Source organism: Micromonospora sp. HM5-17 (assembly GCF_003762835.1).
Taxonomy (GTDB): Bacteria; Actinomycetota; Actinomycetes; order Mycobacteriales; family Micromonosporaceae; genus Plantactinospora.
Genome location: NZ_RJWA01000001.1, coordinates 470,344 through 497,224, shown reverse-complemented (window position 1 = coordinate 497,224; position 26,881 = coordinate 470,344). Strand labels below are relative to the sequence as shown.

Below are 26,881 nucleotides of genomic sequence, written 5' to 3'. Positions count from 1 at the left end.
CCGGCCCCGGGGACCCCTCCGGTGGCGGAGGGGTCCCCGACTGCCGCCCGGCCGGCACGCGGCGCGGCCGGGTACGGCTCACCCCGACACGGCGCCACCCGCCTTCGGACGGGTCGCGACCATGAGGTAGCCGCCGAGGCCGAGCCGGACCAGCCCGAGGAGGGCCGCGCCGAGGACCACGGCGATGGCCGCGTGGCCGAGGTCCGGCGCGAAGAGCAGTACCTGGGCCAGCCCGGCGCCGTCCCAGAGGGCGGGGAGTCCCCATCCCGTACCGAGGGCGAGCGCCGCACAGCCGGCCACCCAGGCCAGCGTGCCGGTGGCGGTACGGCCCCGGGGCGGCGCCGCCCCGGCGCGCCGGCCCCAGACCACCGCGACCAGGCGGACCGCCCGGACCAGCGACCAGGCCACCAGCGCCAGCAGCAGGGCGAGCACGGCGAGCAGCCCGCCGAGAACCCAGGTGAACGTCGGGTCGGCCTCCGCCGCCACCGGGGACCCGCCGCGCAAAATCCGGGCCACGTTGAACCCCGCCGCGACCAGCGGCCCGTCCAGGGCCAGGCTGTAGCTGTTGGCGAGCACCACCACGGCCAGCTCCGAGTCGGGCAGCACCAGCAGGTGGCCGAAGAAGTTGGCGGTCGCCCCGGCGTGCCAGACGACGCGGTCGCCGAGCCCGGAGAGGACGTCGTCCCGCCACCCCAGCGCGTACCGGCCGGTGCCACCGGTGGCGACCTGGCCGGCGTGGAGCTGGGCGACACCCGCCGCCGAGAGGACCTGACGGTCGCCGTACCGGCCGCCGTTGAGCTGGGCGATCAGGTAGTGCGTCAGGTCGGCGGGACTCGCCGCGAGGAAGCCGTCCGAGATCCCGGAGCCGTCGAACGGTGGGTCGAACCGGCGCGGGCGGCCGAGGTAGTAGCGGTGACCGGCGGGGATGCCGCCGATCGCCCTCGCCTCGGCCTCGGTGGCGGCGGACCGGGTCATCCGCAGCGGATCCAGCACGTTCCGGCGCAGGTACTCCGCGTACGTCTGGCCGGTCACCTCCTCGACGAGCACGCCGAGAATCTGGTAGTTGGCGTCGCTGTACTGGTGTGTCGCGCCCGGTTCGGCGGTCGGACGGACCGCCGCGAGGTCCCGGACCGAGCGGGCCAGCGCGCCGGGCGTGTTGTCGTAGCGGTCGGTGAGGCCGAGCGCCGCGACCTGGGGCAGCCCGCTGGTCTGGATCAGCAGCTGACGGACGGTGATGCGGGCGGCGGCCGACTCGTCGGCCAGCCGGAACCAGGGCACGTACCGGCGGACCGGGGCGTCGAGCTCGACCTGGCCCGCCTCGACGAGCTGCATCACCGCGAGCGCGGTGAACGACTTGCTCACCGAGCCGAGCACGAACGGCGTCTCGACGGTGAGCGGCGCCCCGTCACCGTCGACCCCCCAGGCGCCCTGGTCGACGACCCGGTCGCCGTGCACGACCGCGTACGCCAACCCGGGGATCCGCAGCGCGGACATGTGCCGCCGCAGATAGTCCCGGGCCCGGCCGACCCGGTCACCGAGCTGCCCACCGGCGAGATCACCCTCGGCCGGCACGGCCCTGGACGAGGCCGCCGGGCCAGGGCCGGGGATGGCCGGCGTGGCGGAGGGAGGCGCGCCGGTCGACGGCGTGGAGGGTGCGGCCGACGGCGCGGCCAGAGCCGGGCCGGGCAGGGTCGAGACCGCCAGGACGAGGGCGGCGACGGCGGCGGACGCGGCGAGCCCGAGCGGGCCGCGTCGGACCCGTCCAGCCGCTCCCCGCCCCCGCGGCATGTGCCGAACGGGCATGTCCACCGCCCTCACCCGATCTGGCTGAGCAGGCGTTCCAGACCGGCGAGGCGTTCCTTGACCTCCGCGAGCTCCTCTCGGACCGCCTGAACGTCCACGCGCAGGCCCTTGAGCTCGGTCAGGGTCGCCTCGGTACCCTGCGCGATCCGCGCCTCGGTCTCCGTGGTCCGCGCCAGCAGCTCGTGGTACCGCGTCTGGCCGTCGGAGGAGCGTCGGGTCCGATAGAAGCCGAGCGCGACGAACGCCACGACGGCGGTCAGCACGACCACCATCACCGTCCAGGCGATCACCGAGGTCTGCGCGATCTCGGGCTGCGCGATCGGTGTGTGCGGTACGGCCGCGACGGGCGTACCGGATGCTCCGCTCACCTGTCTTCAGTCCTTTCCCGAGCCGTCCGGGCCCGATCCGTCCCACGCCAGCGTCTGGGCCGCCGTCCGGATCACCTCCGGAGTGAGGCCGAGCGCGAACGGCACGACCTCGAAGTACTTCACCGAGCTGCCGTCCTGGGCGGTCTCGAGAGTCCCGACCACGAGGCCGGCCGCCTCCAGACGCTGGAGGTGCATGTAGAGCAGCGGCCGGTTCATCCGCAGTCGCCGCGCCAGTTGGCTGACGTACGCGCGTCCCTCCACGAGGGCCGCGATGATCCGCAGCCGGTGCGGGCTCGCCAGCGCGGTGAGCACCCGCAGCAGCTCGTCGCCCGAGGACGGGCCCTGGTCCATGCGCCACGTTCCCTTCCTGGGTGTCAGCTTTGACTGATACCCCCTGTCAGATGAGACTGACATCCCTCGCCCCGACTCGTCAAGCCGCCGAGTGGTGGGGAGCGGACGAGGGGTCGCGGCGCCGGAGGAAGCGGGAGGGATCGCGGCGCCAGAGGGAGCGGACGAGGGATCGCGGCGCCGGAGGGAGGAACGGCAGAAGCGGAGCCAGGACGAGCGACGGAACCGGCAGCGGGCAACCGCGTCGCGCATGCCGCCCCCGTACGGCCCCAGAGCAGCCGCGTGACGGCACAGGTGGTGGCTCCCTTGCGGGCCTACCTACTCGCGCGTAAGGTTACGCACCGGTAACCAAATGTCCTGTCTGGAAGGCCACCTCCATGACTGACTTCGATCCGGCGACCTTCGCCTCGGTCGAGCCCAAGCAATTCGCCCAGATCGTCAAGTCCACCCCGGACGCCAAGCTCGCCGAGGTGATGCAGGGCGAGCTGCGCGGCAGCGTCCTCGACGCGGTCTTCTCCCGGATGCCGTCGCTGTTCCGCGCCGACCGCGCCGGCTCGACCAACGCGGTCGTCCACTGGACCGTCACCGGGGGGCCGGACGGGGCCAGCGACACCTACGAGGTGGTCATCGAGAACGGGACCTGCCAGGTCTCCGAGACGCCGGGCCGCGATCCGAAGCTCTCGCTCACCATGGGTCCGGTCGAGTTCCTCAGGATCGTCTCCGGCGGGGCCAACCCGGTGATGATGTTCATGACCGGCAAGCTGAAGGCCAAGGGCGACCTGGGGCTGGCGGCCAACATCGCCAACCTTTTCGACATCCCCAAGGCCTGATCCGCTCCCGCACTCCAGGCCCGCCGAGGAGCTGGCGATGGTGGAGTTCTCGCTCGACCTGAACGAGGACCAACGAGAGCTGCGCGACTGGGTGCACGGCTTCGCCGCCGAGGTCGTACGCCCGGCCGCGGCCGAGTGGGACGCCCGGGAGGAGACACCCTGGCCGGTGATCCAGGAGGCGGCGAAGGTCGGCCTGTACGGGTTCGAGCTTCTCGCCACCTGCTGGGCCGACCCGACCGGGCTCTCCCTGCCGATCGCCAACGAAGAGCTCTTCTGGGGCGACGCCGGGATCGGCCTGTCGATCTTCGGCACCTCGCTGGCGGTCGCCGCGATCTACGGCTCCGGTACGCCGGAGCAGCTCCTGGAGTGGGTGCCGCAGTGCTACGGCACCGTCGACGAGCCAGCACTCGGCGCCTTCTGCAGCACCGAGCCGGAGGCGGGCTCCGACGTGGCGGCGATGCGCACCCGGGCCCGGTACGACGAGACGACCGACGAGTGGGTGCTGACCGGGCAGAAGGCGTACGCCACCAACGGCGGAATCGCCGCCGTGCACGTGGTGACCGCCTCGGTGGAGCCCGAACTCGGCGCCCGCGGCCAGGCCGCCTTCGTCGTACCGCCCGGCACCCCGGGCCTGACCGCCACCAGGAAGCTGAGGAAGCTGGGGCTGCGTGCCTCGCACACCGCCGACGTCTTCCTGGACGAGGTACGGGTCCCGGGGCGCTGCCTGCTGGGCGGGCGGGAGGCGCTTCTCGAACGGCTGGACCGGGCCCGCGCGGGGCGGCGCGGCACGAGCCAGGCGGCGATGCGGACCTTCGAACTGTCCCGACCGACGGTGGGGGCCCAGGCGATCGGGGTGGCCCGGGCGGCGTACGAGTACGCCCTGGCGTACGCGCAGGAGCGGGTGCAGTTCGGCCGCCCGATCATCGAGAACCAGGCGGTGGCGTTCGCCCTCGCGGACATGCGGATGGAGATCGACGCCGCCCGCCTGCTGGTCTGGCGGGCTGCCTGGATGGGCCGGAACAACCGCCCGTTCGAGGCCGGCGAGGGCTCGATGGCGAAGCTGAAGGCCGGCGAGGTGGCGGTGGCGGTGACCGAGAAGGCGGTGCAGATCCTCGGCGGTGCGGGCTACCTGCGCGAGCATCCGGTGGAGCGCTGGTACCGGGACGCCAAGATCTACACGATCTTCGAGGGAACCTCGGAGATCCAGCGCCTGGTGATCTCCCGCGCCATCTCCGGCCGGCAGCTCCGCTGACGCGCGGCGGGCGGGACGGGGCCCGGCGCCCGGGACGGCGGTCGGTGGCTCAGCGGGGCAGCGCGATCCGGCCCGCGGCGGCCGCCTCGGCGATGTCCCGCCGATGGTGCGAACCGGCCAGCCCGACGCCGGAGACCAGGGCGTACGCGGCGTCGCGGGCAGCGGCGAGGTCGACGCCGAGCCCGGTACCGGAGAGGACCCGGCCGCCCGCGGAGAGTAGAGCACCGTCGGCCCGGCGTGTGGTGCCGGCGTGGATGATCCCCGGGCGATCCGCCCCCGTGATCACGTCGCCGGTCCGGGCCGTACCCGGGTAGCCGGCGGCGGCAACGACCACGGTGACCGCCGCTCCGGGCCGCCAGCGCAGCGGCGGATGCGCGGCCAGCGTCCCGGTCGCGGCCGCGTGCAGCAGTCCGCCGAGCGGCGTCTCCAGCAGCGCGAGGACGACCTGGGTCTCCGGATCGCCGAACCGCGCGTTGAACTCGATCACCCGGGGACCGTGCCGGGTGATCGCGAGCCCGACGTAGAGCAGCCCGCTGAACGGGGTGCCGCGCCGACGCAGCTCGGCCAGGGTCGGCTCGACCACGCGCGCCATCACCTCGTCGACGGTCCCGTCGGGCAGCCACGGCAGCGGCGCGTACGCCCCCATGCCGCCGGTGTTCGGCCCGGTGTCCCCGTCCCCGACCCGCTTGAAGTCCTGGGCGGGCAGGAGCGGCACCGCGGTCTCGCCGTCGGTGACGACGAAGAGCGAGACCTCGGGACCGTCGAGATACTCCTCGACGACGACCCGACCGCAGGCGGCGGCGTGCGCCAGCGCCGCGTCCCGGTCGTCGGTGACCACCACGCCCTTGCCGGCGGCCAGCCCGTCGTTCTTCACCACGTACGGCGCACCGAACTCGTCGAGCGCCTGGGCGACGAGCGCGGTGCCGATCGGGGTGCCGGTGCCGTCGACCACCCGGGACCGGGCGGTCGGGACCCCGGCCGCCGACATCACGTCCTTGGCGAACGCCTTCGACCCCTCGATCCGCGCCGCGGCGGCGGAGGGTCCGAAACAGGGAATGCCCTTGGCCCGTACCGCGTCGGCGACCCCGGCGACCAGCGGCGCCTCCGGGCCGATCACGACCAGATCGGCCGCGGTCTCCACGGCGAGCGCGGCGACCGCCGCGGAGTCGGTGATCTCCACGGGCCGCAGTTCCGCGACGGCCGCGATGCCGGGGTTACCCGGCGCGGCGACCAGGTGGTCGACGGCGGGGTCGGCGGCCAGCCCGAGCGCGAGTGCGTGCTCCCGCCCGCCGCCACCGATCAGAAGGACGCGCACGACGAGGCATCCTACCCACCGCCGTCCGCGCGGCCTCGGTCCGTCGGGGCGATGGCCTGCTCGAGCAGGTCCTGGAGGAGACGCTGCCGCTGTGGGGTGAGGCCGCCCAGCGGTGAGTCCTGGGCGAGGAGGGCGAGGAGCCGCTCCCGGAGGGCGGTGCCCTGCGGGGTGAGGACGAGATGCCGGGCGCGACGGTCGGTGGGATGGGCCCGCCGTTCGATCAGCCCCTGCTTCTCGAGCCTGTCGACCACGAAGGTGGCGTTGGAGGGCTCGCAGCTCATCCGGTCGGCGAGTTCCCGCATGGTCATCGGCCCGCTCAGCTCCCGCAGGGCGGTCGCCTGTGCCGCGGTGAGGCCGAGGGTCGCGGCGCGTTCACGCAAATGGTCGGAGATCTTCTGGGCCAGCCCGCTCACCAGTCCGCACAGCTGTCGCTCCGCGCTGGCCGGCGGCTCCGGTGACGTCGTCATGCCGCCATCCTAGCGAATCCATCAATCCATAACATTTCAGTCTTTAACAATTAAAGCTTGATGCTTATGCTCGCGACGTCGCCGCCCGTTGGCGGTGGCACCCGACGCACCCAGAAGGCGAGGAGCTATGGCAGACGACGTTGCGGAGCAGAGCGAACGACTGCGGCGGCCGCCGGGCATCCGCGCGATACGGCTCGGCGACACCCGGGTGTCCTTCGTGCCGGACGGGGTGGTTCCCCTCGCACCGCGCGGATGGCTCCCTGACACCACCGAGGAGTTCTGGGCCGCCCACCCGGAGTATCTGGACGAGTCCGGCAACCTCGTGGCGAGCATCGGCGGACTCCTGGTGGAACACGGTGAGCGGGCCCTTCTCATCGACGCGGGGTTCGGCCCGCGCACGCAACCAGCCGAACCGGGCGAGGCGCACGGCGACATCCACGGCGGCGCGTTGCTGAAGAACCTGGCCGATCTCGGTCGGAGCCCCGAGGACATCGAGGCGGTCGCCTTCACCCACCTGCACGTCGACCACATCGGCTGGGCCTGGCACCCGGCTCCCGGCGGCGACCAGCCGGTGTTCCCGCACGCCGACTATCTGGTGGCCGCGCCGGAGTGGGCCCAGCGCGAGCTGCTGGAGTCGGAGGGCACGACCAAGGAGATCGCCGCCGCGCTGGCACCGCGCGTCCGTACCGTCGACGACGGTCAGGAGATCTTCCCCGGCGTACGCGTGCAGACCACCGGCGGCCACACCGCCGGACACGCACAGTACGTGATCACGGCAGGTGGCACCCGCCTGATCGCCTTCGGCGACGCCCTGCACTCGCCGATCCAGGTCGACCACCCCGAATGGTCCGCCGGCAACGACCACGACCGGGCCTGGTCGGCCGAACACCGTCGCCGCCTCGTCGCCGAGCTCGCGAAGCCCGACACCATCGGCTTCGGCATCCACTTCGCCGACGTGGTGTTCGGGCGGGTCCGACCCGGTGGTGACGGCCCCGCCTGGCGTCCCCTGGACGCCTGACCTCGTCGGCGGCCAACCATGCGCGCGACGAGCAGCCACGCTCCCACCCGCCGGCCCGTGCGGTACTGGCCCGGGGTGGTCGCGGTGGCGCTGACCGCGACGGTCACGGTGATGCCCGGCTTCGCCGTGGGCGCCCTCGCTCCGGCCATCGAGGCGGAGCTGGGCATCTCCCGAACCACCGTGGGGTTGATGATCAGTGGCTTCTACGCCGCCACGGCGCTGGGCTCGCCCCTCGCCAAGCGGGTGGCCGTACGGCTGCCCGCCCCCCTGTCGTTCGCCGTCGCGGCGGTGGCCGCCAGCGTCGTGCTGCTCGCCACCTCCCAGGCCGACCGCCCGATCACGATGGCGGCGGCGCTGCTGCCCGGCGGGCTGAGCAACGGGCTCGTCCAGCCCGTGGCGGGCCGGCTGATCGCCGTACGCGTCCCGGAACACCGACGGTCGCTGGCCGCCGGTGTCGTCGGCGCCGCACTGGGCGCGGCCACGTTTCTCCCCGGGCTGCTCGTCTCCCTGGTCCTTCCGGCTCACGGCTGGCGCACGGCCCTACTGGCCGCCGGTGTCATCACCCTCGTTCCGGTCGCCGTCGCCCCGCTGGCCCGGGTCCCGCCCGGTCCGACTCCCACTCGGACCGGGCGGGACCCGGCCACGTACGGCGTCACCGGCGTGCTGGTGCTGTGGGCACTGGCCGCCGCGCTGTCGGCGACCGGCAACAACGCCGTTGCCACGTACTTCGTCCCGCTCGGCACGCACGCCGGCCTGTCGGCCACCGTCACCGGCAACCTGCTGTCGCTCAGCGCCCTGCTCGCCATCGCCGTCCGGCTCGCCGCCGGCGCCCTCACGGACCGCGCCCCGCACCGCAACCCCGCCGTGATCACCGGGATGATGCTCGCCGGAGGACTCGGGCTCGCGCTCGTCGCGATCAGCACGCCGGTGACGTTCGTGCTCGGCGCCGTGCTGGCCTTCACCGCCGGCTGGGGCTGGACGGGACTGCTGCTCGCCACCGCGCTCCGACTGGTCGCGGGACGGGCCGAGAACGCCGGCCACACCGTACAGACCGGCATCTACACCGGCGCCAGCATCGCCCCGTACGCCTTCGCCATGCTCTCCCACACGGTCGGGCTCTCCGGTGCCGCGCTCGTCGCGGCCGCCGCGGCCCTCGGCGCCGCGACGGCGATGGCCGCCGGAGCGCGGGCCGCAGCGAGTCGGACCGTCAGCGGGGCGGCAGCAGCTCGTGCCGGACGATGTTCTCGTCCCGCCCCGGGCCCACACCGACGACGCTGATCCGGGCCCGGCACAGCTCCTCCAGCCGGGCCAGGTAGCGGCGGGCGTTGATCGGCAGCTCCTCCTCGGAACGGGCCTTGGAGATGTCCTCCGACCAGCCGTCGAGCTCCTCGTAGATCGGCGTGGCGTGGTGGATCGCGGTCTGGGTCATCGGCATGGCCTCGTACCGCTTACCGTCGATCTCGTAGCCGACGCAGATCCGTACCTTCTCCAGTCCGGAGAGGACGTCGAGCTTGGTCACCACCAGGTCGGTGATGCCGTTGAGCCGGACGGCGTACCGCACCACGACCGCGTCGAACCAGCCGCACCGGCGCTCCCGGCCGGTCGTGGTGCCGTACTCCGCGCCGACCTTGCGCAGGTGGGCGCCGTCGTCGTCGAAGAGCTCGGTCGGGAACGGGCCGGAGCCCACCCGGGTGGTGTACGCCTTCGTCACGCCGATCACCTGCGTGATCGCGGTCGGCGGGATGCCGGAGCCGACACAGGCCCCGCCGACCGTCGGGTTGGACGAGGTGACGAACGGGTAGGTGCCGTGGTCCAGGTCGAGCATGGTCGCCTGGGCACCCTCCAGCAGGACGGTCTCGCCCCGGTCCAACGCGTCCCAGAGGATCGCCCGGGTCTCCGCGATGTACGGCCGCAGCCGCTCCGCGTAGCGGAGGTACTCCTCGGTCACCGCGTCGACGTCCAGCGCCTTGCGGTTGTAGACCTTGACCAGGATCTGGTTCTTCTCCCGCAGGACGAGTTCCAGCTTCTTGCGCAGGATGCCCGGGTCGAGCAGGTCCTGCACCCGGATGCCGGTCCGGGCCACCTTGTCGCCGTACGTCGGGCCGATGCCGCGTCCCGTGGTGCCGATCCGGGCGGAGCCGAGGTAGCGCTCGACGACCCGGTCCAGCGCCCGGTGGTGCGGCATGATCAGGTGCGCGTCGCCGGAGATGCGCAGCCGGGAGACGTCGACCCCGCGCTCGGCGAGCCCGTCGATCTCGGTCAGCAGCACCTTCGGGTCGACCACGACGCCGTTGCCGATCACGATGACCGCGTTCGGGGAGAGCGCGCCCGACGGCATCAGGTGCAGCGCGTACTTCTGCCCGTCCGGGGTGACCACCGTGTGTCCGGCGTTGTTACCGCCGGAGTACCGGACGACGTAGTCGACCCGGTCACCCAGCAGGTCGGTAACCTTGCCCTTACCCTCGTCGCCCCACTGCGCCCCGATGAGCACGATCGCCGGCATCTCTGTAACCCGCCTCCAGGGGGGCTCGGGCGCCAGGTGGCGACCGCGTGGCGAGCCCGAGGTGTCAGGCTAACAAAAAGTGACGACCCGGCCAGCAGAGGCCAGGGCTGACGGCGGGAGGCGACTCCGGTGTACGACGTGGTACTGCTCACCCTGGCCCCGGGTGAGGACGACGCGGCGGGCTGCGGCGCGGGCGGGGAATGCTGCTCCGTCGGCGGGGCCACCGGCCGGACCGGCTGCGGCGACAGTCCCCGCGTACCGGTGTTGAGCTGTGCCGACGCCCTCACCGCCCGCGGTGCCCGGGTCGAGACGGTGACCGCCCGATCGAACGCGGAGATCGACGAGGTGCTGGCCCGGCTCGACGGCCCGCCCCGCCCGGACGGGCTCGACTGGCCGGACGCCGACGGCAAGACCCGACTCATCGTCGCTACGGCCAGTGACGCTCAGTTACGCGCCGTCATCCGCCGGATGGTCCGCCGGTACGCCCCGCCACCCAGCCGGCGCCCCGCCGATCTGGCCGACAACCGGACCCTGCCGGACCTGCCGCCGGTCGGAATACTCCCGCTGGAGCCGACCCGCCCTGCCCCGGCGCCGGACCGCCCGCGCGACCTGGCCGGACAGCTCGGGTTGCCGCGGGAGCCGGAGGCGGTCGCGGCGGCGGTCCTCGACGGTCGGGTCCGCCGCCTCGACCTGCTCCGCACCGACGGCGGATCGGTGACGCTGGACGGCGCGCTGCTCGGTGCCGCCAACGAGGCCGGCCAGCCGTTGGCCTGGCGCGGCCGGGTGGAGGTTGACGACACCGTTCTCTCCACCGGTGACGAACCCCTGCTCGCCTGTGTCATCGGCAACGCGGGTGGGTACGCCGAGCTGCCCGACCTGCGACTGCTGTCCACGCCGGACCCGACCGACGGCCGGGTCGAGGTCGCCGTCGCGGTACCCGTGGTGGTCCGATCCCGCTGGGGCCGGCGGAAGGCCCGGCTGGAGGTGCGACGGACCCGCGGCCGCGCCGTCGCGGTCAACCCCCGGGACCCCGAGGTCCCGTTCCTGGACGACGGCGTCACCGCGACCCTCACCCGCAAACGATCATGGTGGATCGAGCCGGGGGCATGGGCGGTGTACGACGGCTGATCCCCTGTGGAAGGCTATAGGTGGGGACCTCCGTGTCCAGCCGGTAACGACCGATCGGACATATCCTCGGGCAAACCGACGTGCCCTGAACCAACGTGCCTCCGGGCGGCCGGGACCGCGGCGGCGCACGGAGACAGCCTCGGGCAGGCGGACCCGCCACCGGCAGGCGGAGGGAGGTAGGCAGACAGTGGTGGACAACCACGCGGACGGGGCGTACGCGCCGGGCCAGGTGCCTGTGGCACCTCGGGCCGACGAGCCGCTGTGGCCGCCAGACGAGATCGTCGCCGAGCCGCGCGACGAGGGCAACCCCGTCTCGAGCTGGACGCCTCCGCCACTCACGGACATCGCCCCCGCGCCGGACGGACTGGCCGGGGTGCCGCAGCCCGTCTCCAACCAGCCCTTCCCGTCGCCGGTGGTGCCTCCGACGGCGGCCACCCCGCCGGGGCCCGCCGGTGGACCCGCGGTACCCCCGCCACCGGTGCCCCCGGCGCCGGCGACGTACCCCGCGCCGCCCGGGCCAGCTGCCCCGCCCGGAACGGTTCCGCCGGTCCCCGCCGTCGCACCACCGGTCCCCGCCGTCGCGCCGCCGGGGCCGCACGGTGCCGGGGCGGCGGCACCGGCGCCCCACGGTCCGCTGGCCCCCGCCTCGTCGATTGATCCGCCGACCCACGTCTGGCCGACCGTCCGTCCTGGGCAGGGCCGCGCGACCGTCAACACGGGCGACGGTCGCCAGCCCACGGTGCCCGAGCAGCGCCCGGCGTCGGAGCCGGCCGACCAGTCGCCCGACCGCGGGGCGGCCGCTGTGGCGAGTGCCCCCCGGCCCGCCGAGCCACGGGCTGCCGGCAAGGCCAGCGTCGTCCCCAGCGCCGGCACGTCCGCGGGCACCCCGGCCGCCGGCAAGGCGGCCGTCGCTCCGGCGACCGGCAAGGCCAGCGTCACCAACACCGGCTCGCCCGGTGCCACCGTGACCGCGCCCGGCGCCACCGTCACCGCGCCCGGCACCGACGGGGCCCCGGCCGCGCCGCCCGGCGAGTCGGCCCCGGTCTCCGCAGCACCGACCTCTGCGGCGCCGGTGTCCGCGGCGCCAACCTCCGGCGCGGCGTCGGGCGCGGCCGCACCTACCGGAGTGACGACCGAGCCACCACAGCCCGGTACGGCGGCGCCGGAGGCCGCCGGACGGGCCGCCCCGGTACGCGGGCGCGCCACCCTGCCCGGGTCCACCCGGCCGGGCGGGCCGGAGACCGGTGCGCCGCCCCGGCCGGGTGAGTCGCCGTGGGCACAACCACCGCAGCGACCGACCTCCGCACCGGCCGCCCCGGCCCAGCCGGATCCCTCCCCGCAGGGCGGTCCGGCGCAGCCGGATGGTCCGGCACCACCGCCGGGTGCTCCCGCTCCACCCGCCGCCGGCGCGGCCACTCCGGGCGCCAGAGACGCCGAGCCTCCGACGGCGCCGGTCGGGCCGTACCCGCCGACCATGGGAGGCACCACGTACCCGGCGGCCGCCCGCCCGGTGTCGGGGTACCCGGCACCGGGTGGACCGCCGGTGCCCCCGCCGCCGACGGCACCGGGCACCCCGGCGACCTATCCGGCGCCCGGGACCCCCACGACGTACCCGGCCGCCCCGGGGTACGCCCCGCCGCCCGGCTACCCGACGTATCCGCCGGCTCCGCCGGTGCCCGCGCCCCCGGTGGCGGCCACCCCGTCGGGGTGGCCGCCACCGGGGGCGCCCGGACCGGTCCCCCCTCCGCCGCACCATCCCGGGGTCACCCCGGTGCCGACGCAGCCGTACCCGGAGGCACCCGGCGTGCACCGGGTGCCGCCGCCCCCGGCACCCAGCTACTCCGATCCGCTCTGGACGCCGGACAGCGGGACGCCGACCGCGGAGGAGTTCGCCCAGCGACGGGCCGTCCGCCCGCCCGAACCGGTCGCCCAGATGGGGGTCCGGGCCGCGCTGAACAAGACCACTCTGGGCCTGGTCAAGCTTCCTCCCGGTCGCCACGAACAGGAGCTGAAGCAGGACATCGAGACGATCCGCCGCAACTTCGGCGGGCTGCGGCAGGTGACCGTGGTCAACCCGAAGGGCGGTGCCGGCAAGACGGTGGCCATCCTGCTGCTGGCGATGACGTTCGGGCAGAAGCGCGGCGGCTACGTCCTGGCCTGGGACAACAACGAGACCCAGGGCACCCTTGGCATGCGGGCGCAGCAGGACTTCCACTCCCGTACGGTCCGGGACCTGCTCCGCGACCTCCACCAGTTCAAGGGCGCGCACGGCCGGGTCGGCGACCTCTCCCAGTACGTCCGATCCCAGGGCGAGGGGATGTTCGACGTCCTCGCCTCGGACGAGTCGGCGACCGGTGGCGAGATGCTGACCGCGGCCGCGTTCGCGGAGATTCGTGAGGTGGTGAGCCGGTTCTACAAGTTGATCTTCGTGGACACCGGCAACAACGTCCGGGCACAGAACTGGCAGGCGGCGATCGACGCCACCGACCAGCTCGTGGTCACGATGTCCGCCCGTAACGACTCCGCCGAGACGGCGGCCCGGATGCTGGACCACCTGGAGCAGAGCGGCCGGCAGCGGCTCGTCCGGCAGGCGGTGACGGTGGTCTCCATGCCGCCGTCCCGCAAGGAGATCGACCTGCCCCCGATCCAGCGGCACTTCGCGGCCCGGACCCGGGCGGTGCTGCTGGCCCCGTACGAACGGCTGATCGACACCGGCGAACCCATCCGGTACGCCCAGCTCTCGTCCGCGACCCGGGAGGCCTGGCTGAAGATCGCCGCCGCGGTCGCCGAGGGACTCTAGGCGCGTCCGACGGGTCCCCGAGCGGCCACCGGCCCACCCGAACGGGCAGAGGTCACCGGCCCGGCGGGGACCGCACCGGGCGGCCCGGGGCGCGGACCCGGCCGCGCGTCAGCCACGTGGTGGCGAGCGGGTCGCGCGGCGGGCGGCGCGAGGCCGGGCGGCGGCGCGCCGGCCGCCGCGCGGGACACCACGGGTCCGCCCGCCCACCGAGCGTCCGCTCAGCTGCCGGCGAGGGCGTCCCCGGCCGCCGGGTCGCAGTCCCGGAGGAACTGGGCGCACCGGGCCGCCTCGTCGGCCTCGCCGATCTCGCCGGCCGCCCGCGAAAGCAGGTGCAGGGAGCGCAGGAATCCCCGGTTCGGCAGGTGCGACCAGGGCACGGGGCCGTGTCCCTTCCAGCCGTTGCGGCGGAGCTGGTCCAGCCCCCGGTGGTAACCGGTCCGGGCGTAGGCGTACGCGGCGACCACCTGGCCGGAGTCCAGGGCACGCGCCGCCAGCGCCGCCCAGGCCGCGCTGTACGCCGGGTGCTGTGCGGCGGCCGACGCGTACGCCTCGTCGGTGTCCGCCTGCTGAGCGGCCACGACCGCCGCCTCGGCGTCGTCGTCCCCGGGCAGCAGCGTCGCCGGCGGTTCGGGCAAGAGGTTCTGCATCGGTCTATTCAACCCGGCCAGGGCGGGTGCTGGCGAGGCGACCTCTGTCACGTCGTTGGCTGAACGGCTGAGGGTTTCGTCACGCGTGCGGCCGGTGCGGACGGCAGCGCCCTCGACTACAAATGGAGGTCCGGAGCCTCCCCAGGACCCGGTAACCGAGAGCCCGGTGGCCCACGTCACCGGGCTCTCGCCGTGCCGCACCGCTCGGCCGGTTGTCCGGCGGCGGCAAGATTGCGGTGTGCCCACACCACCCCCCGCCGACATCCTCGAACCACACGACGACACCGCGGACGAGATCGAGTCCCGCGCCGAACTCGACCGTCACCTCCGGCGCGGCAGCCTCGCCGGCCTGACCATCCAGGGGCTCCGGCTCGATCTCGACCCCGTCCCGGACCTGACCACCGTCGACCTGACCGACACCCTCTTCGTCGGCTGCCGCTTCGTCTCCCGGGACGTCGAGGCGGAGGTGGTGCGCCGGGGGGCGCACGTCGTACCCGCGTTCGCCGCGCTGCCGTACCCGATCCACCCGCCCCGGCTCTACACCCCGGACGACCTGGCAGCCGGCTTCGCCGAGCACGGGTTCGCCGGGATGTACGACACCGTGGTCTACGAGCACTTCCGGGCGCACGGCGGCGCCGTGCCCGACCTCCGGGAGGCACTCGCCCAGCGGCTGCACGACCACGCCATCGACAACGCGCTCACCGACGCCACCCGGTCCTGGCTGGCCCGGCACGGGCCGGGCTCGGTGGTCGGGGTGATGGGCGGACACGCGGTGCCGCGCGGCACCTCGGCGTACCGGCTCGCCGCCACGCTCGGCTGGGAACTGGCCCGGGCCGGCCGCCTGGTGGTGACCGGCGGAGGTCCGGGGGTGATGGAGGCGGCGAATCTCGGCGCCCTCCTCGCCGACCGGTCGGCGGAGGAGCTCACCGCGGCGATCGACCTCCTCGCGACCGCCCCGGACTTCACCGACCACGAGCCCTACACGGCGGCCGCGCTCCAGGTCCGGGCGCGGTTCGCACCGGCGGTGCCCCGGGCCCGGACGGCGGCCGCCGACGGCGCCGAGCCCGTTGGCTGGGCTCGACAGGGCGGCCTGGCGATCCCGACCTGGCTCTACGGGCACGAGCCGGCGAACCTCTTCGCGGGCCGGATCGCCAAGTACTTCTCGAACGCGATCCGCGAGGACACGATCCTGCGGCTGGCCCGGGGCGGGATCGTCTTCGCCGCCGGCCGGGCCGGCACCGTTCAGGAGGTGTTCCAGGCGGCGACCAAGACCTTCTACGGCACCGACGGCGCCAGCGGCCCGTACGTCTTTCTGGACCGCGCCTTCTGGACCGAGACCCTGCCGGTGGAGGCGCTGCTGCGCCCGCTGCTGAGCCTCTCCCCGGCCGGCGATCTCGCCAGGCTGATCCACGTCACCGACGACGTGCACGAGGCGGTGCGGCTGCTCACCGGCGCCGCCTGAGCGCCCGCCCGCCGACGGCCCGACCCGCTGGCCGGCTCCCGGATCCGTCCGGGAAGCCGGCCCGTCGAGGGTCGTCCGGGCGCTGGCCGGTGCCGGCGCTGCCGACCGCGCCGGCACCGGCCGGGTGCGTCTCCGGGACGGGTACGCCCGTCACCCACGTGCCGATCGCCGCCCGGCGAGGCGATCGGCGTCGCCTACTTGGCGAGGGTGGTGCCGGTGGAGCGCAGGTGCTCGCACGCCTCGACGACGCGCTGGGCCATCCCGGCCTCGGCCTGCTTGCCCCAGACCCGCGGGTCGTACATCTTCTTGTTGCCGACCTCGCCGTCGACCTTCAGCACCCCGTCGTAGTTGCGGAACATGTGGTCCGCCACCGGCCGGGTGAAGCAGTACTGCGTGTCGGTGTCGATGTTCATCTTCACCACGCCGTAGTCGAGCGCCTCCCGGATCTCCGACAGCAGCGAGCCGGAGCCGCCGTGGAAGACCAGGCTGAGCGGCTTGTCACCCTTGCCGTACTTGGCGCCGACGGCCTGCTGGATCTCGTTGAGGATCTCCGGCCGGAGCTTGACGTTGCCCGGCTTGTAGACGCCGTGCACGTTGCCGAAGGTCAGCGCCGCCATGTAGCGGCCCTTCTCGCCGAGGCCGAGTGCGTCGACCATCGCGATGCCGTCCTCGACCGTGGTGTAGAGCTTCTCGTTGATCGCGTTCTCGACGCCGTCCTCCTCGCCGCCGACGACGCCGACCTCGATCTCCAGGACGACGTGCGCGAGCGCCGCCTCGTCGAGCAGCTGGGCGGCGATCTCCAGGTTCTCCGCCACCGGCACCGCCGAGCCGTCCCACATGTGGGACTGGAACAGCGGCTCCTCGCCCCGGGCCACCCGCTCCTTCGACATCGCCATCAGCGGCCGGACGAACTTGTCGAGCTTTTCCTTCGGGCAGTGGTCGGTGTGCAGCGCGATGTTCACCGGGTAGTTCTTGGCCACCTCGCGGGCGTACGCCGCGAAGGCCACCGCGCCGGTCACCATGTCCTTGATCGTGGGGCCGGAGAGGTACTCGGCGCCACCGGTGGAGATCTGGATGATCCCGTCGCTCTCCGCGTCGGCGAAGCCGCGCAGCGCCGCGTTCAGGGTCTGCGAGGACGTGACGTTGATCGCGGGGTACGCGTAGCGGCCCGCTTTCGCGCGGTCCAGCATCTCCGCATAGACCTCTGGGGAAGCGATGGGCATGTCACACGCTCCTTTGGTAACGCTTTCGGCCTCGATGGCCGCTGTCTGCATGGCTGCGCCGGACCGCGCTGTCCTCCGCCGGAAGTATCCCGCAGGCCGATCGCCGCACCACAACCCACCCTTCCCGCGGCTCAGCGCTCGGACCGGTCCGGTACGACGACGCCGAGCAGCCAGCCCACAACCGCCATCACGATGGCGCCCCAGAACGCCGGCCAGAAGCCGTCGATGGAGAACGGCAGGTCGAAGAGTCCGGCGATCCAGTCGGTGAGGAGGAAGAGCAGCGCGTTGACCACCAGCGCGAAGAGTCCCAGGGTCAGCACGTAGAAGACGCAGCCGACGACGTGGATGATCGGTTTCAGCACCGCGTTGACGACGCCGAAGATGAACGCCACGACCAGCACCGTCACCGCGTTCTCCCAGCCAGACCGGCCGGTCAGCTCGATTCCGGGCACCACCAGACTGGTGACCCACAGCGCGACCGCGCTGATCACCAATCTGAGCAGGAAACCCACGCGCCCATCCTGGCACGGGTCCCTGATTCGGGGGGCGATTACGCGACCCGGACGACACCGGTTTATCCCGGTCCCGGACCGGGCACTCCTCTCGGCTCCGGACGGGCACCGTCTCGGCAGACGGGCGGCGGAAGAGCCCGTACGGTGGGAGAGTAGTGCCAGTGGCAGGAGACGAGATGACCCAGCCCGACGAGATGGCCCAACCCGACGAGGACTTCGCTCCCGGCGCTCGTCTCACCCCGGACGAGCGCGACCTGGAGGCGCCCGACGCCGACGCCGCCGAGCAGGCGACCGTCGCGGACCCGACGGTCGAGGACCAGGTGGAGATCCGGCCCGGCCTGGAGGTCGACGAGTACGACGCGTTCGAACAGTCCCGGATCGTCGGCTACGAGGACGACGACTACCGGTGACCGTGGGCGTCGCCCCGACGCCGGTCATGCCCAGAGAACCCGGCCGGGCGGGCCGGCCCACATGACCCGTCGCCAGGTGAACGGGACCCCACCATCGTCTCCCGGACGAGATCCCGGCCCAGGTGCGATCGCCGCTGCTCGCGCCCGGCGTGGCCGGCTTCGTACTCGCCCGACGTCGTCGGACCCGCTTCGTGGCCCGAGTCGGGCCAGCCGGCCGCCGCGAGGCGCACCGGCTGACGGCACCCCGCCGCTGGCACCGCCGGCGGCGGGGTGCCGTCGTCTGGGGTGCCGCCGGCCAGGGTGCCGCCGTTACCGCCCCGGAAATCGGGGCGGCGATAACGGGGCCCGGCTGTCAGCATGGTCACGTGCTCATCACCGTGACCACCACCCACCGGCCCGCCACCGACCTGGGTTACCTCCTCGTCAAGCATCCGGACCGGGTTCAGTCGTTCCGGGTGCCCACCGGTACGGCGTACGTGCTGTACCCGGAGGCCACCACAGAACGGTGCACCGCGGCGCTGGTGCTCGACATGGATCCACCGGCCGTCGGCGGCAGCCGGGGCGGGGGCGGCACACCCGAGGACTTCACCCTCGGCCAGTACGTCAACGACCGCCCGTACGCGGCCTCCAGCCTGCTCGCCTCGGCGCTCGGTACGGTCTTCCGATCGGCGCTGCGCGGGGTCTCGAAGGACCGGCCGGAACTGGCCGCGACCCCGATCCCGCTGGAGCTGCGGGTGCCGGCGCTGCGCTGCCGCGGCGGGGCGGAGCTGGCCGGTCGCCTCTTCGCGCCTCTGGGCTGGACGGTGCAGGCGGTTCCGGTCCCGCTCGACCCGGCGTTTCCCGACTGGGGCGACAGCCGGTACGTCGACCTGACGCTGACCGGCACGCTCCGACTCGCCGACGCCCTCAACCACCTCTACGTCCTGATGCCCGTGCTCGACGACGCCAAGCACTACTGGGTGGCGCCCGACGAGATCGACAAGCTGCTCCGGGCCGGCGAGGGCTGGCTGGCCCGGCATCCCGAACGGGGCCTGATCACCCGGCGATACCTGGCCCACCGGCGGGCGCTGGCCGAGACCGCGCTCATCCGGCTCGCCGAACTCCGGCTGGCGGACGACCCGGGTGATCCCGACACCATCGTCGAGGTCGCCGAACCCGGTACCGACGAGGAGGCGCAGCTCCCCGCCACGGTCGACCGGAAGCCGCTCGCGGCGCAACGCCGGGCGGCCGTCGTCGCGGCGTTGCGCTCCTCCGGCGCGACCCGGGTGCTGGACCTCGGCTGCGGCGACGGGGCGCTCCTGGCTGAGCTGATCAAGGATCGCCGCTACACCGAGATCGTCGGTACCGACGTCTCGTCCCGGGCGCTGACGCTGGCCGAGCGACGTTTGCGCCTGGACCGGCTGCCGCCCCGGCAGCGCGACCGGATCAAACTCTGGCAGTCGGCGCTGACCTACCGTGACGACCGGCTCCGGGGCTTCGACGCCGCCGTGCTGATGGAGGTGGTCGAGCACCTCGACCCGCCCCGACTGCCCGCGCTGGAGGCCGCGGTGTTCGGGCACGCACAACCGGGGACGGTCGTGGTCACCACCCCGAACGTCGAGTACAACGTGCGCTACGCCGGGCTCGCCGCCGGCGCCCTGCGGCACACCGACCACCGCTTCGAGTGGAGCCGTGCGGAGTTCGCCGACTGGGCGGCCCGGGTCGGCAAGACGTACGGCTACACGGTCTCGATCAGCGGCGTCGGTGACGAGGACCCCGAGGTCGGCGCCCCCACCCAACTCGCCGTCTTCACCCGGACCACCCCGCCGACCGGCTCGGGCGACGCCGAACCGGCGACCGGCACCGGACGGCCGACCGCCGGACCGCCCACCACCGCCCCACCGGCCACCGACGCATCCCCGACCGTCGACCGGGCCACGACCACCGCCCCGAAGGAGGCCCCGTGACCACGCTGGACATCCCCGAGCTGGCCCTGGTGGTCCTGGTCGGCATCTCCGGCTCGGGCAAGTCGACCTTCGCCCGCCGTCACTTCGCGCCGACCCAGATCCTTTCCTCCGACGCGTTCCGGGCGATGGTCGCCGACGACGAGAACGACCAGTCAGCCTCGTCGGACGCCTTCGACGTGCTGCACTACGTCGCCGGGAAGCGGCTGCGGGCGGGTCGGCTGACGGTGGTCGACGCGACGAACCTCCAGCAGCACGCCCGGGCGGGGCTGGTCGCGGTCGCCCGCGAGCACGACGTACTCCCGGTGGCGATCGTCCTCGACGTACCCGAACCGCTCTGCTGGGAGCGGACGCAGGCCCGGCCGGACCGCGCCTTCGGGCGCCAGGTGCTCACCCGGATGCAGCGCGACCTCCGGCGCAGTCTCGGACGGCTGGAGCGCGAGGGGTTCCGCAAGGTGCACGTGCTCCGCGGCGTCGAGGAGATCGAGAACGCCGAGATCCGCTACGAGAAGCTCTTCAACGACCGGAAGGAGCTGACCGGGCCGTTCGACATCATCGGCGACGTCCACGGCTGCCGGGCCGAGTTGGAGACGCTCCTCGAGCGGCTCGGCTGGACCCTGCACCGGGACGCCGACGGCCGCCCGGTGAACGCCACCCACCCGGAGGGCCGGACCGCCATCTTCCTCGGCGACCTGGTGGACCGGGGACCGGACTCGCCCGGCGTGCTCCGGCTGGTGATGGGGATGGTCGCCGCCGGCACCGCGCTCTGCGTCCCCGGCAACCACGAGCAGAAGCTGCTCCGTAAGCTGCGGGGCCGCAACGTCACGGTCTCGCACGGCCTGGCCGAGACGCTGGCGCAGCTCGACGGCGAGGACGAGGTGTTCGTCGCCCAGGTGTCGGCGTTCCTCGACGGCCTGGTCAGCCACTATGTCCTGGATGGGGGCCGACTCGTGGTCGCACACGCCGGGCTGAAGGAGGAGTACCAGGGCCGCGCCTCCGGCCGGGTCCGCGCCTTCGCGCTCTTCGGCGAGACCACCGGCGAGACGGACGAGTACGGCCTTCCGGTCCGCTACCCGTGGGCCCGCGACTACCGGGGCGCGGCGACCGTTGTCTACGGCCACACCCCGACGCCGACACCCGAGTGGATCAACAACACCATCTGCATCGACACCGGCTGTGTCTTCGGCGGGGCGCTGACGGCGCTCCGCTACCCGTCTCGGGAACTGGTCTCGGTCGCCGCGGCGAAGGAGTACTACCCCCCGGTCCGGCCGCTGCACGCCGGAACCGTCGCGCCGGGGACGAGCGGCGGTCCCGAGGAGCGGGCCGCGGACGACCTCGGCCTCGACCTACGCGACGTCACCGGGCGCCGGCACATCGACTACGGCTTCGGCAGCGTCACCGTCTCGGCCGAGAACGCCGCGGCCGCGCTGGAGGTGATGAGCCGCTTCGCGGTCGACCCGCGCTGGTTGCCCTGGCTGCCGCCGACGATGGCGCCCTGCTCGACCTCCCCGCTCGACGGCTTCCTGGAGCACCCCGCGCAGGCGTTCGCCGACTACCGGGCCGCCGGGGTGGACCGGGTCGTCTGCGAGGAGAAGCACATGGGCTCCCGGGCCGTGGTGCTGGTCTGTCGCGAGGACGGCACGCGGACCTCCGGCCCGACCCGCTTCGGCCCCGGGGCCGGGGTGGTCTACACCCGGACCGGACGGCCGTTCTTCGGGGACCCACTCGACCGGGCGCTGCTGGAGCGGGTACGCGCCGCCGTCACCGCCGCCGGGCTCTGGGCCGAGCTGAAAACCGACTGGCTGCTGCTCGACTGCGAACTGCTGCCCTGGTCGGCGAAGGCGGACGGCCTGATCCGGGAGCAGTACGCCGCCGTCGGGGCGGCGGGCCGGGCCGCGCTGCCAGCCGTCCTGGAGACGCTGGACCGGGCGGCCGGCCGCGGCCTGCCGGTCGCCGAACTCCGGGACCGGATGGCCCGACGCGCGGCCGACCTGGCCCGCTACACCGCCGCCTACCGGGCGTACGTCCGGCCGACCGACGGGCTCGCCGGGGTGACCCTCGCACCCTTCGCGGTGCTCGCCAGCGAGGGACGGTCGCACGGCGATCGCGACCACGGGTGGCACCTGGCGCTCGCCGACCGGCTGCACGACGCCGACCCCGAGTTCTTCACCCCGACCCGACGCCGGGTCGTCGACCTCGCCGACGAGGCGGCCGTGGCCGAGGCGACGGACTGGTGGCTGGAGCTGACCGCGGCGGGCGGCGAGGGGATGGTGGTCAAGCCGTACGCCGGGCTGGCCGCCCGGGACCGACGGGGACGTCTGCTACAGCCGGGCATCAAGTGCCGCGGCCGGGACTACCTGCGGATCATCTACGGCCCGGAGTACGCCGAACCGGAGCGCCTCGCCGCGCTACGGCAGCGTTCGCTCGGGCGGAAGCGGAGCCTCGCCCTGCGCGAGCACGGGCTCGGCCTCGCGGCGTTGGAGCTGCTGGCCGAGGGCGCCCCGCTGTGGCGTCGGCACGAGTTGGTCTTCGCCATCCTCGCCAGCGAGTCGGAACCGGTCGACCCCCGCCTGTGACCGGCGTCCCCAGCCCGACCCGTAACCGCACCGACGGCAGGGACCATCGTCCACGACCCATCCGAGGCCCCGATCCCGCGTCGGCCGGCCCCCTGGCATCGCTCGGCGGCGCCATATCGGCTCCGCCTAGACTGCTGGGGGTAGCCGCCGTCACAATCGCGGACCCCTCGTCACGCCCCGCAGACACCTTCCGGAGGTCTCCTCGTGCCGACGCCCACCACCACGCTGGCCCTGGGGCCGGACTTCCTGGATCCGGAATGGCTGATCTCCACGTTCGGACTGCTCGGCATCCTCGCCATCGTCTTCGCCGAGTCGGGCCTACTGATCGGCTTCTTTCTTCCCGGCGACTCGCTGCTCTTCACCGCCGGCCTGCTCACCGCCGACGGGGAGTACATCACCTATCCGCTCTGGCTGGTCTGCCTGCTGGTCACGATCGCGGCGATCGCCGGTGACCAGGTCGGGTACGCGTTCGGTAAGAAGGTCGGCCCGGCACTGTTCCGCCGCCCGAACTCCCGGCTGTTCAAGCAGGAGAACCTGGTCAAGGCGCACGAGTTCTTCGAGAAGTACGGCGCCCGGTCGGTGGTCCTGGCGCGGTTCGTGCCGATCGTTCGTACCTTCACCCCGATCGTCGCCGGGGTCAGCGCCATGCGCTACCGCACCTTCGTGGTCTACAACATCATCGGCGGATTCCTCTGGGGCACCGGGGTCACCGTGCTCGGCTACTTCCTCGGCCAGATCCCCATCGTGAAGGACCACATCGAGCTGATCCTGGTCGGCATCGTCGCGCTCTCGGTGATCCCGATCGTCATCGAGCTGCTTCGGAACCGGAGCGCCGCCAAGCGGGGCACGACGCCGGAGACGGCGACCGCCCTGGAGCACGCCGCCCAGGAGGTCCAGCAGCACCGGCACCACTACTGAACGCCGACACCCCTGATGACCGTCAGGCGCTCACCGGCGAGGTTCGCCCGGACGTCGCCGGTGAGCGCCTGACGATCGCGATGCCGCCCGCGGGTTCGCCCACGACAGGCGCGACAGCCGCCGGTGAGCCGTACGAGGACAGCACGACATGGGGCGGGGTACCCGCCCCGAACCCCGTACCGTCCGGAATCCGCACCCGCCCGACGGGGTACGGGTCGAGCCGGTCCGGCCAGGTGCCGCGGTCACCCGTTCGGCGACGGGACGAGAGCCCGCCTCCCCGCCACGCCACCGGACCGGCCCGGCGACGTCCCGCCCGGCGTAACCGAACCGTGCGCGCGGGTCGCCGCGGGGGCAGGCCGCGACGCCGCCCGCGGCAGGCCCCGCCGCGTCGCCAACGGTCGGGCCGTCTGGCGCCGTCCCGGCAAGGGCGGCCGCCAGACGGACCAGACCCTGGCTCAGCGGGCCTTCTTGGTGGCCCGCTTGCGCGGCGGGGTCAGCAGGTCGGCGATCGTCGCGATCGCGGTCGGCACCAGGCGGTAGTACGCCCACACGCCCCGCTTCTCCCGCTCCAGCAAGCCGGCCTCGGTGAGGATGCGGAGGTGGTGGCTCACCGTCGGCTGGGAGAGGCCGAGCGGCGCGGTGAGGTCACACACGCACGCTTCACCCTCCGGCGCCGACTGGATCAGGCTGAGCAGCCGCAGCCGGGCGGGGTCGGCGAGGGCCTTGAGAACCCCCGCGAGCCGCTCGGCGTCGGCGCGCTCGATCGGCTCGCCGGCTAGCGGCGAGATCTGAGGCATAGTCATTTCGGCCAACGCAGTTCCCACGTATTCCATCCTTCCACCAGCAGCATCGACCCGCCTGCATATCAGCAGATCCGAATCGGCAAACTTTTAGGCCACAAGGCCGAGGTCAGCCAACGTATAGGCTGCCCGGTATGGCAATCCGGCGGCTCGTACGGCGTCGCCCGCACCTCGATCAACAATAACCGCAACGCCCACGACCACTGCCCCGGCCTCCTGCAATGCCTCCACCGCAGTCAGCACGCTACTGCCCGTGGTAGAGGTGTCCTCCACAGCCACCACCCGACGACCCCTGACGTCCGGCCCCTCGATCCGGCGCTGCAGACCATGCGTCTTCTCGGCCTTGCGCACCACGAACGCGTCCAGCCGACGCTGCCGCGCCGCGGCGGCGTACAGCATCGAGAGGGCGACCGGGTCCGCGCCCAACGTCAGGCCGCCGACCGCGTCGAAGTCCCAGTCCGCGGTGAGGTCGAGCATGATCCGACCGACCAACGGTGCCGCCGCGTGATGGAGCGTCACGCGCCGCAAGTCGACGTACCAGTCCGCCTCGCGACCCGAGGACAGCACCACGCGTCCATGGACGACGGCGAGGTCAGTGATGAATTTACGCAGGTCGTCGTGGTCCCCCATGGCCGGTAAGGGTACTGCGCCCAGGTGGGAGCCGAACGGCCGACCCAGCGCGGGGGCCGGTCGTACGGCGAGAACAGGTGGTCGGAGAGGCCGAGAATCCGCTACTCTCCGCACTGAATCTTGCCCGCTTCCGGGTCGCTGTCGGTCAGCCCGCCCGACATCACCGTGCCCGCGTCGCCGGCTCAGCCCGTCGCCGGCTCAGCCCTCCGTGCGGCCGATCCGCCCCCGGCTGTCCCGGGCCAGCGCGCGCCACAGCCGGGACGGGGCGTGCCGCAGCACGAGGACGGCCACCTTGTAGCGCCAGTCCGGCACGCTCACCATTCGGCCCCGCCGCAGGTCACGGAGGGCGTCCCGAACCACGTCGTCGGCCCGCAGCCAGACCCAGGACGGCGTCCTCGACATGTCGATGCCGGCCCGCTCGTGAAACTCCGTCCGGGTGTAGCCGGGGCAGAGCGCCATCACCCGTACGCCGTACCGGCGCACCGACTGCGCCACCGACTGGCTGAAGTTCGTCACCCAGGCCTTGCTCGCCGAGTACGTCGAGCCCGGCATCACCGGTCCGAAGCCGGCGACGGAAGAGACATTTATCACTGCGCCGTGGCCGCGTTCGGTCATCCCGGGCAGCGCGGCGAGGGTCAGCCGTAGGACCGCGTGCACGTTCAGCCGGAGCAGCCGGGTCTCGTCGGCGACCGTCGAGCGGAGGAACGACCGGTTGAGGCTGATCCCGGCGTTGTTGACGAGCAGGTCGACCGGCTCGACCGGATCTCGGAGCCGTTCCTCGACGGTGCCGCAACCCTCGTCGGTGCTCAGGTCCGCGACCAGCACCTCGACCCGGCCGCCGTGGCGGCCGGTCAGCTCGGCCGCGAGGTCGGCGAGCCGCTGCCCGTCCCGCGCGACCAGCACCAGGTCGTGGCCCTCGGCGGCGAGCCGTCGCGCGAAGGCGGCCCCGATCCCGGCGGTGGCGCCGGTGACCAGCGCCCGGGGCGGCCGGCCCCGATCCGGGCCCGCCGGCGGTCGGCCGGCGGAGGGACGTCCACGAGGGGAGGAGGCTGCGACCACGGACGATTCCTCGATCGGCGGCGGTACGGGTGCCGCGGCCCGCCCGGGGCCCCGGGCGGAGCGCTCAGCTCGACGGCGGCTGGTACGGCGGCTGACCGGGCTGACCAGGACCGGGCTGACCGGGCTGCGGCGGCTGGCCGGGCTGACCCTGACCCGGCTGCCACGGCTGGCCGGGCTGACCGGCCTGCGGCGTGCTCGGATACGGCGGGTACGCCGGCTCACCGCCCGGGTACGGCTGCCCCGGGTACGGCGTGCCGGGCACCGGCGGCTCCCAGGCCGCCTGCCGAGGCCGGAAGTACGCGTTGGAGGCGGGGAGGACGAGCAGCACGACCACGGCCAGCAGCGCCAGCAGCGCCACGATCGCACTCACCAGGTTGACCGGCTCGGTCCACGACGGCACGGCGGCCTCGACCCTCCGCTGGACCTCCTGCGGGTCCGGGATGTTGGCGCCGCCGGACGGGGCGCCGGCGCCCATGCCGCTGAAGGCGCTGCCACCGAGGCCGAGGCCGGCACAGCAGACGCCGAGACCGCCGACCACCCAGGTGATGATCCGCGAGACGTTGTTGCCGCGGTTGTTGAGCAGGCCCAGCACCACCAGACCAGCGGCGATCAGGAGGTACACCACCGCAGTCGCCACCAGGACGGCAACGGCGACCGTCTCGGCTCCCTCGACGTCGGTGCCGGCGTACACGTCCTTGAGCGCGTCGGAGACGGCTCCGATGGTGGCCAGCCCGGCAACCGCCTGGACGACGAACATCAATGCCGCGAGAAACAGCAGGTAGCCGGCGACCGTGACGATGGCCGGGCGGGGCCGGGCGGCTGGCGCCGCCGGTTGCGCGGGTACCGACACGACTCTCCTTCCCCGGATC

24 protein-coding genes are annotated in these 26,881 nt (G+C 73.5%); 11 read left to right on the top strand and 13 right to left on the bottom strand.

The window, feature by feature from the left end; translation table 11 throughout:
* Nucleotides 1-78 precede the first annotated feature (78 nt).
* The 3 genes from EF879_RS02285 to EF879_RS02275 are packed head-to-tail and all read right to left on the bottom strand — an operon-like array spanning nucleotide 79 to nucleotide 2,522.
* Entirely contained in the window at nucleotides 79-1,803 is a 1,725-nt protein-coding gene (locus EF879_RS02285; RefSeq protein ID WP_148086339.1) for a serine hydrolase, read from the bottom strand.
* 11 nt (nucleotides 1,804-1,814) lie between these two features.
* Nucleotides 1,815-2,171, bottom strand: a complete 357-nt coding sequence (locus tag EF879_RS02280; RefSeq protein WP_123554139.1) for a hypothetical protein — start codon at nucleotides 2,169-2,171, stop codon at nucleotides 1,815-1,817.
* A 6-nt stretch (nucleotides 2,172-2,177) separates the two neighbouring features.
* The gene (locus EF879_RS02275) at nucleotides 2,178-2,522 is read right to left on the bottom strand and encodes a winged helix-turn-helix domain-containing protein (RefSeq protein ID WP_123554136.1); all 345 of its coding nucleotides are present in this window, start codon (nucleotides 2,520-2,522) and stop codon (nucleotides 2,178-2,180) included.
* A 374-nt stretch (nucleotides 2,523-2,896) separates the two neighbouring features.
* Between EF879_RS02275 and EF879_RS02270 the strand changes: the two genes are divergently transcribed.
* Both EF879_RS02270 and EF879_RS02265 read left to right on the top strand, forming a co-directional pair.
* On the top strand, nucleotides 2,897-3,349 hold the full coding sequence (locus tag EF879_RS02270; RefSeq protein WP_123554134.1) for an SCP2 sterol-binding domain-containing protein: 453 nt from the start codon (nucleotides 2,897-2,899) through the stop codon (nucleotides 3,347-3,349).
* A gap of 37 nt (nucleotides 3,350-3,386) precedes the next feature.
* Nucleotides 3,387-4,601 carry an acyl-CoA dehydrogenase family protein gene (locus EF879_RS02265; RefSeq protein WP_123554131.1) on the top strand — a complete coding sequence of 405 codons (1,215 nt, stop codon included), beginning with the start codon at nucleotides 3,387-3,389 and terminating at the stop codon, nucleotides 4,599-4,601.
* A 49-nt stretch (nucleotides 4,602-4,650) separates the two neighbouring features.
* Here the strand turns inward: EF879_RS02265 and purD are convergent, their stop codons facing one another.
* Together purD and EF879_RS02255 are read right to left on the bottom strand one after the other, a co-directional pair.
* Nucleotides 4,651-5,916 (bottom strand): phosphoribosylamine--glycine ligase, encoded by a 1,266-nt coding sequence (purD, locus tag EF879_RS02260; protein ID WP_123554129.1) that lies wholly within the window; start codon nucleotides 5,914-5,916, stop codon nucleotides 4,651-4,653.
* Between the two features lie 11 nt (nucleotides 5,917-5,927).
* Nucleotides 5,928-6,383, bottom strand: coding sequence for a MarR family winged helix-turn-helix transcriptional regulator (locus EF879_RS02255; RefSeq protein ID WP_123554127.1), 456 nt, complete (start codon nucleotides 6,381-6,383; stop codon nucleotides 5,928-5,930).
* A 127-nt stretch (nucleotides 6,384-6,510) separates the two neighbouring features.
* Between EF879_RS02255 and EF879_RS02250 the strand changes: the two genes are divergently transcribed.
* Both EF879_RS02250 and EF879_RS02245 read left to right on the top strand, forming a co-directional pair.
* The gene (locus EF879_RS02250; protein WP_123554125.1) at nucleotides 6,511-7,401 is read left to right on the top strand and encodes an MBL fold metallo-hydrolase; all 891 of its coding nucleotides are present in this window, start codon (nucleotides 6,511-6,513) and stop codon (nucleotides 7,399-7,401) included.
* 57 nt (nucleotides 7,402-7,458) lie between these two features.
* Complete coding sequence (locus tag EF879_RS02245; RefSeq protein ID WP_158624093.1) at nucleotides 7,459-8,679, top strand: MFS transporter; 1,221 nt, start codon at nucleotides 7,459-7,461, stop codon at nucleotides 8,677-8,679.
* On the opposite strand, the gene EF879_RS02240 is transcribed toward EF879_RS02245, so the two are convergent.
* On the bottom strand, nucleotides 8,609-9,904 hold the full coding sequence (locus EF879_RS02240) for an adenylosuccinate synthase (RefSeq protein WP_123554121.1): 1,296 nt from the start codon (nucleotides 9,902-9,904) through the stop codon (nucleotides 8,609-8,611). The two genes, EF879_RS02245 and EF879_RS02240, sit on opposite strands and share 71 nt — an antisense overlap.
* 129 nt (nucleotides 9,905-10,033) lie before the next feature.
* Here EF879_RS02240 and EF879_RS02235 point away from each other — a divergent pair, with 129 nt between their 5' ends.
* Complete coding sequence (locus EF879_RS02235; RefSeq protein ID WP_123554119.1) at nucleotides 10,034-11,032, top strand: hypothetical protein; 999 nt, start codon at nucleotides 10,034-10,036, stop codon at nucleotides 11,030-11,032.
* 964 nt (nucleotides 11,033-11,996) lie between these two features.
* Nucleotides 11,997-13,832 carry a chromosome partitioning protein gene (locus EF879_RS28700; RefSeq protein ID WP_370375447.1) on the top strand — a complete coding sequence of 612 codons (1,836 nt, stop codon included), beginning with the start codon at nucleotides 11,997-11,999 and terminating at the stop codon, nucleotides 13,830-13,832.
* A 218-nt stretch (nucleotides 13,833-14,050) separates the two neighbouring features.
* Here the strand turns inward: EF879_RS28700 and EF879_RS02225 are convergent, their stop codons facing one another.
* Nucleotides 14,051-14,479 carry a DUF3151 domain-containing protein gene (locus tag EF879_RS02225; protein WP_123554117.1) on the bottom strand — a complete coding sequence of 143 codons (429 nt, stop codon included), beginning with the start codon at nucleotides 14,477-14,479 and terminating at the stop codon, nucleotides 14,051-14,053.
* A gap of 238 nt (nucleotides 14,480-14,717) precedes the next feature.
* Between EF879_RS02225 and EF879_RS02220 the strand changes: the two genes are divergently transcribed.
* Nucleotides 14,718-15,941, top strand: a complete 1,224-nt coding sequence (locus tag EF879_RS02220; RefSeq protein ID WP_158624092.1) for an LOG family protein — start codon at nucleotides 14,718-14,720, stop codon at nucleotides 15,939-15,941.
* A gap of 194 nt (nucleotides 15,942-16,135) precedes the next feature.
* On the opposite strand, the gene fbaA is transcribed toward EF879_RS02220, so the two are convergent.
* Both fbaA and EF879_RS02210 read right to left on the bottom strand, forming a co-directional pair.
* On the bottom strand, nucleotides 16,136-17,164 hold the full coding sequence (gene fbaA / locus EF879_RS02215) for a class II fructose-bisphosphate aldolase (RefSeq protein WP_123554114.1): 1,029 nt from the start codon (nucleotides 17,162-17,164) through the stop codon (nucleotides 16,136-16,138).
* 131 nt (nucleotides 17,165-17,295) lie between these two features.
* The gene (locus tag EF879_RS02210) at nucleotides 17,296-17,676 is read right to left on the bottom strand and encodes a phage holin family protein (protein WP_123554112.1); all 381 of its coding nucleotides are present in this window, start codon (nucleotides 17,674-17,676) and stop codon (nucleotides 17,296-17,298) included.
* 176 nt (nucleotides 17,677-17,852) lie between these two features.
* On the opposite strand from EF879_RS02210, the gene EF879_RS02205 reads away from it, so the two are divergent.
* The 4 genes from EF879_RS02205 (at nucleotide 17,853) to EF879_RS02190 (ending at nucleotide 23,523) form a co-directional block, all read left to right on the top strand.
* A complete protein-coding gene (locus EF879_RS02205; protein ID WP_370375434.1) occupies nucleotides 17,853-18,086 on the top strand; it encodes a hypothetical protein in 234 nt (77 codons plus the stop codon).
* Nucleotides 18,087-18,451: 365 nt separating this feature from the next.
* Complete coding sequence (locus EF879_RS02200) at nucleotides 18,452-20,032, top strand: 3' terminal RNA ribose 2'-O-methyltransferase Hen1 (RefSeq protein WP_123554110.1); 1,581 nt, start codon at nucleotides 18,452-18,454, stop codon at nucleotides 20,030-20,032.
* Nucleotides 20,029-22,605, top strand: coding sequence for a polynucleotide kinase-phosphatase (locus EF879_RS02195; protein ID WP_123554108.1), 2,577 nt, complete (start codon nucleotides 20,029-20,031; stop codon nucleotides 22,603-22,605). Before EF879_RS02200 ends, EF879_RS02195 begins: the two co-directional genes overlap by 4 nt.
* A 204-nt stretch (nucleotides 22,606-22,809) precedes the next feature.
* Entirely contained in the window at nucleotides 22,810-23,523 is a 714-nt protein-coding gene (locus tag EF879_RS02190; RefSeq protein ID WP_123554106.1) for a DedA family protein, read from the top strand.
* Between the two features lie 455 nt (nucleotides 23,524-23,978).
* Here EF879_RS02190 and EF879_RS02185 read toward each other — a convergent pair whose 3' ends face one another.
* From EF879_RS02185 to EF879_RS02170, 4 genes are all read right to left on the bottom strand, one after another.
* The gene (locus tag EF879_RS02185; RefSeq protein ID WP_007073957.1) at nucleotides 23,979-24,356 is read right to left on the bottom strand and encodes a helix-turn-helix transcriptional regulator; all 378 of its coding nucleotides are present in this window, start codon (nucleotides 24,354-24,356) and stop codon (nucleotides 23,979-23,981) included.
* 57 nt (nucleotides 24,357-24,413) lie between these two features.
* Entirely contained in the window at nucleotides 24,414-24,953 is a 540-nt protein-coding gene (gene pyrE, locus EF879_RS02180; protein ID WP_123554103.1) for an orotate phosphoribosyltransferase, read from the bottom strand.
* Nucleotides 24,954-25,151: 198 nt separating this feature from the next.
* A complete protein-coding gene (locus EF879_RS02175) occupies nucleotides 25,152-25,928 on the bottom strand; it encodes an SDR family oxidoreductase (RefSeq protein WP_233604232.1) in 777 nt (258 codons plus the stop codon).
* Between the two features lie 148 nt (nucleotides 25,929-26,076).
* Nucleotides 26,077-26,862: a hypothetical protein gene (locus EF879_RS02170; protein WP_123554098.1), complete on the bottom strand. Its 786-nt coding sequence runs from the start codon at nucleotides 26,860-26,862 to the stop codon at nucleotides 26,077-26,079.
* Nucleotides 26,863-26,881: the final 19 nt, after the last annotated feature.

What these genes read in the sequence shown, in the direction of transcription:
- EF879_RS02285 (WP_148086339.1), bottom strand. Translation starts at nt 1,803, where the DNA reads ATGCCCGTTCGGCACATGCCGCGGGGGCGGGGAGCGGCTGGACGGGTC.
- EF879_RS02205 (WP_370375434.1), top strand. Translation starts at nt 17,853, where the DNA reads ATGACCCAGCCCGACGAGATGGCCCAACCCGACGAGGACTTCGCTCCC.
- EF879_RS02225 (WP_123554117.1), bottom strand. Translation starts at nt 14,479, where the DNA reads ATGCAGAACCTCTTGCCCGAACCGCCGGCGACGCTGCTGCCCGGGGAC.
- pyrE (WP_123554103.1), bottom strand. Translation starts at nt 24,953, where the DNA reads ATGGGGGACCACGACGACCTGCGTAAATTCATCACTGACCTCGCCGTC.
- EF879_RS02255 (WP_123554127.1), bottom strand. Translation starts at nt 6,383, where the DNA reads ATGACGACGTCACCGGAGCCGCCGGCCAGCGCGGAGCGACAGCTGTGC.
- EF879_RS02185 (WP_007073957.1), bottom strand. Translation starts at nt 24,356, where the DNA reads ATGGAATACGTGGGAACTGCGTTGGCCGAAATGACTATGCCTCAGATC.
- fbaA (WP_123554114.1), bottom strand. Translation starts at nt 17,164, where the DNA reads ATGCCCATCGCTTCCCCAGAGGTCTATGCGGAGATGCTGGACCGCGCG.
- EF879_RS02275 (WP_123554136.1), bottom strand. Translation starts at nt 2,522, where the DNA reads ATGGACCAGGGCCCGTCCTCGGGCGACGAGCTGCTGCGGGTGCTCACC.
- EF879_RS02265 (WP_123554131.1), top strand. Translation starts at nt 3,387, where the DNA reads ATGGTGGAGTTCTCGCTCGACCTGAACGAGGACCAACGAGAGCTGCGC.
- EF879_RS02270 (WP_123554134.1), top strand. Translation starts at nt 2,897, where the DNA reads ATGACTGACTTCGATCCGGCGACCTTCGCCTCGGTCGAGCCCAAGCAA.
- EF879_RS02240 (WP_123554121.1), bottom strand. Translation starts at nt 9,904, where the DNA reads ATGCCGGCGATCGTGCTCATCGGGGCGCAGTGGGGCGACGAGGGTAAG.
- EF879_RS02250 (WP_123554125.1), top strand. Translation starts at nt 6,511, where the DNA reads ATGGCAGACGACGTTGCGGAGCAGAGCGAACGACTGCGGCGGCCGCCG.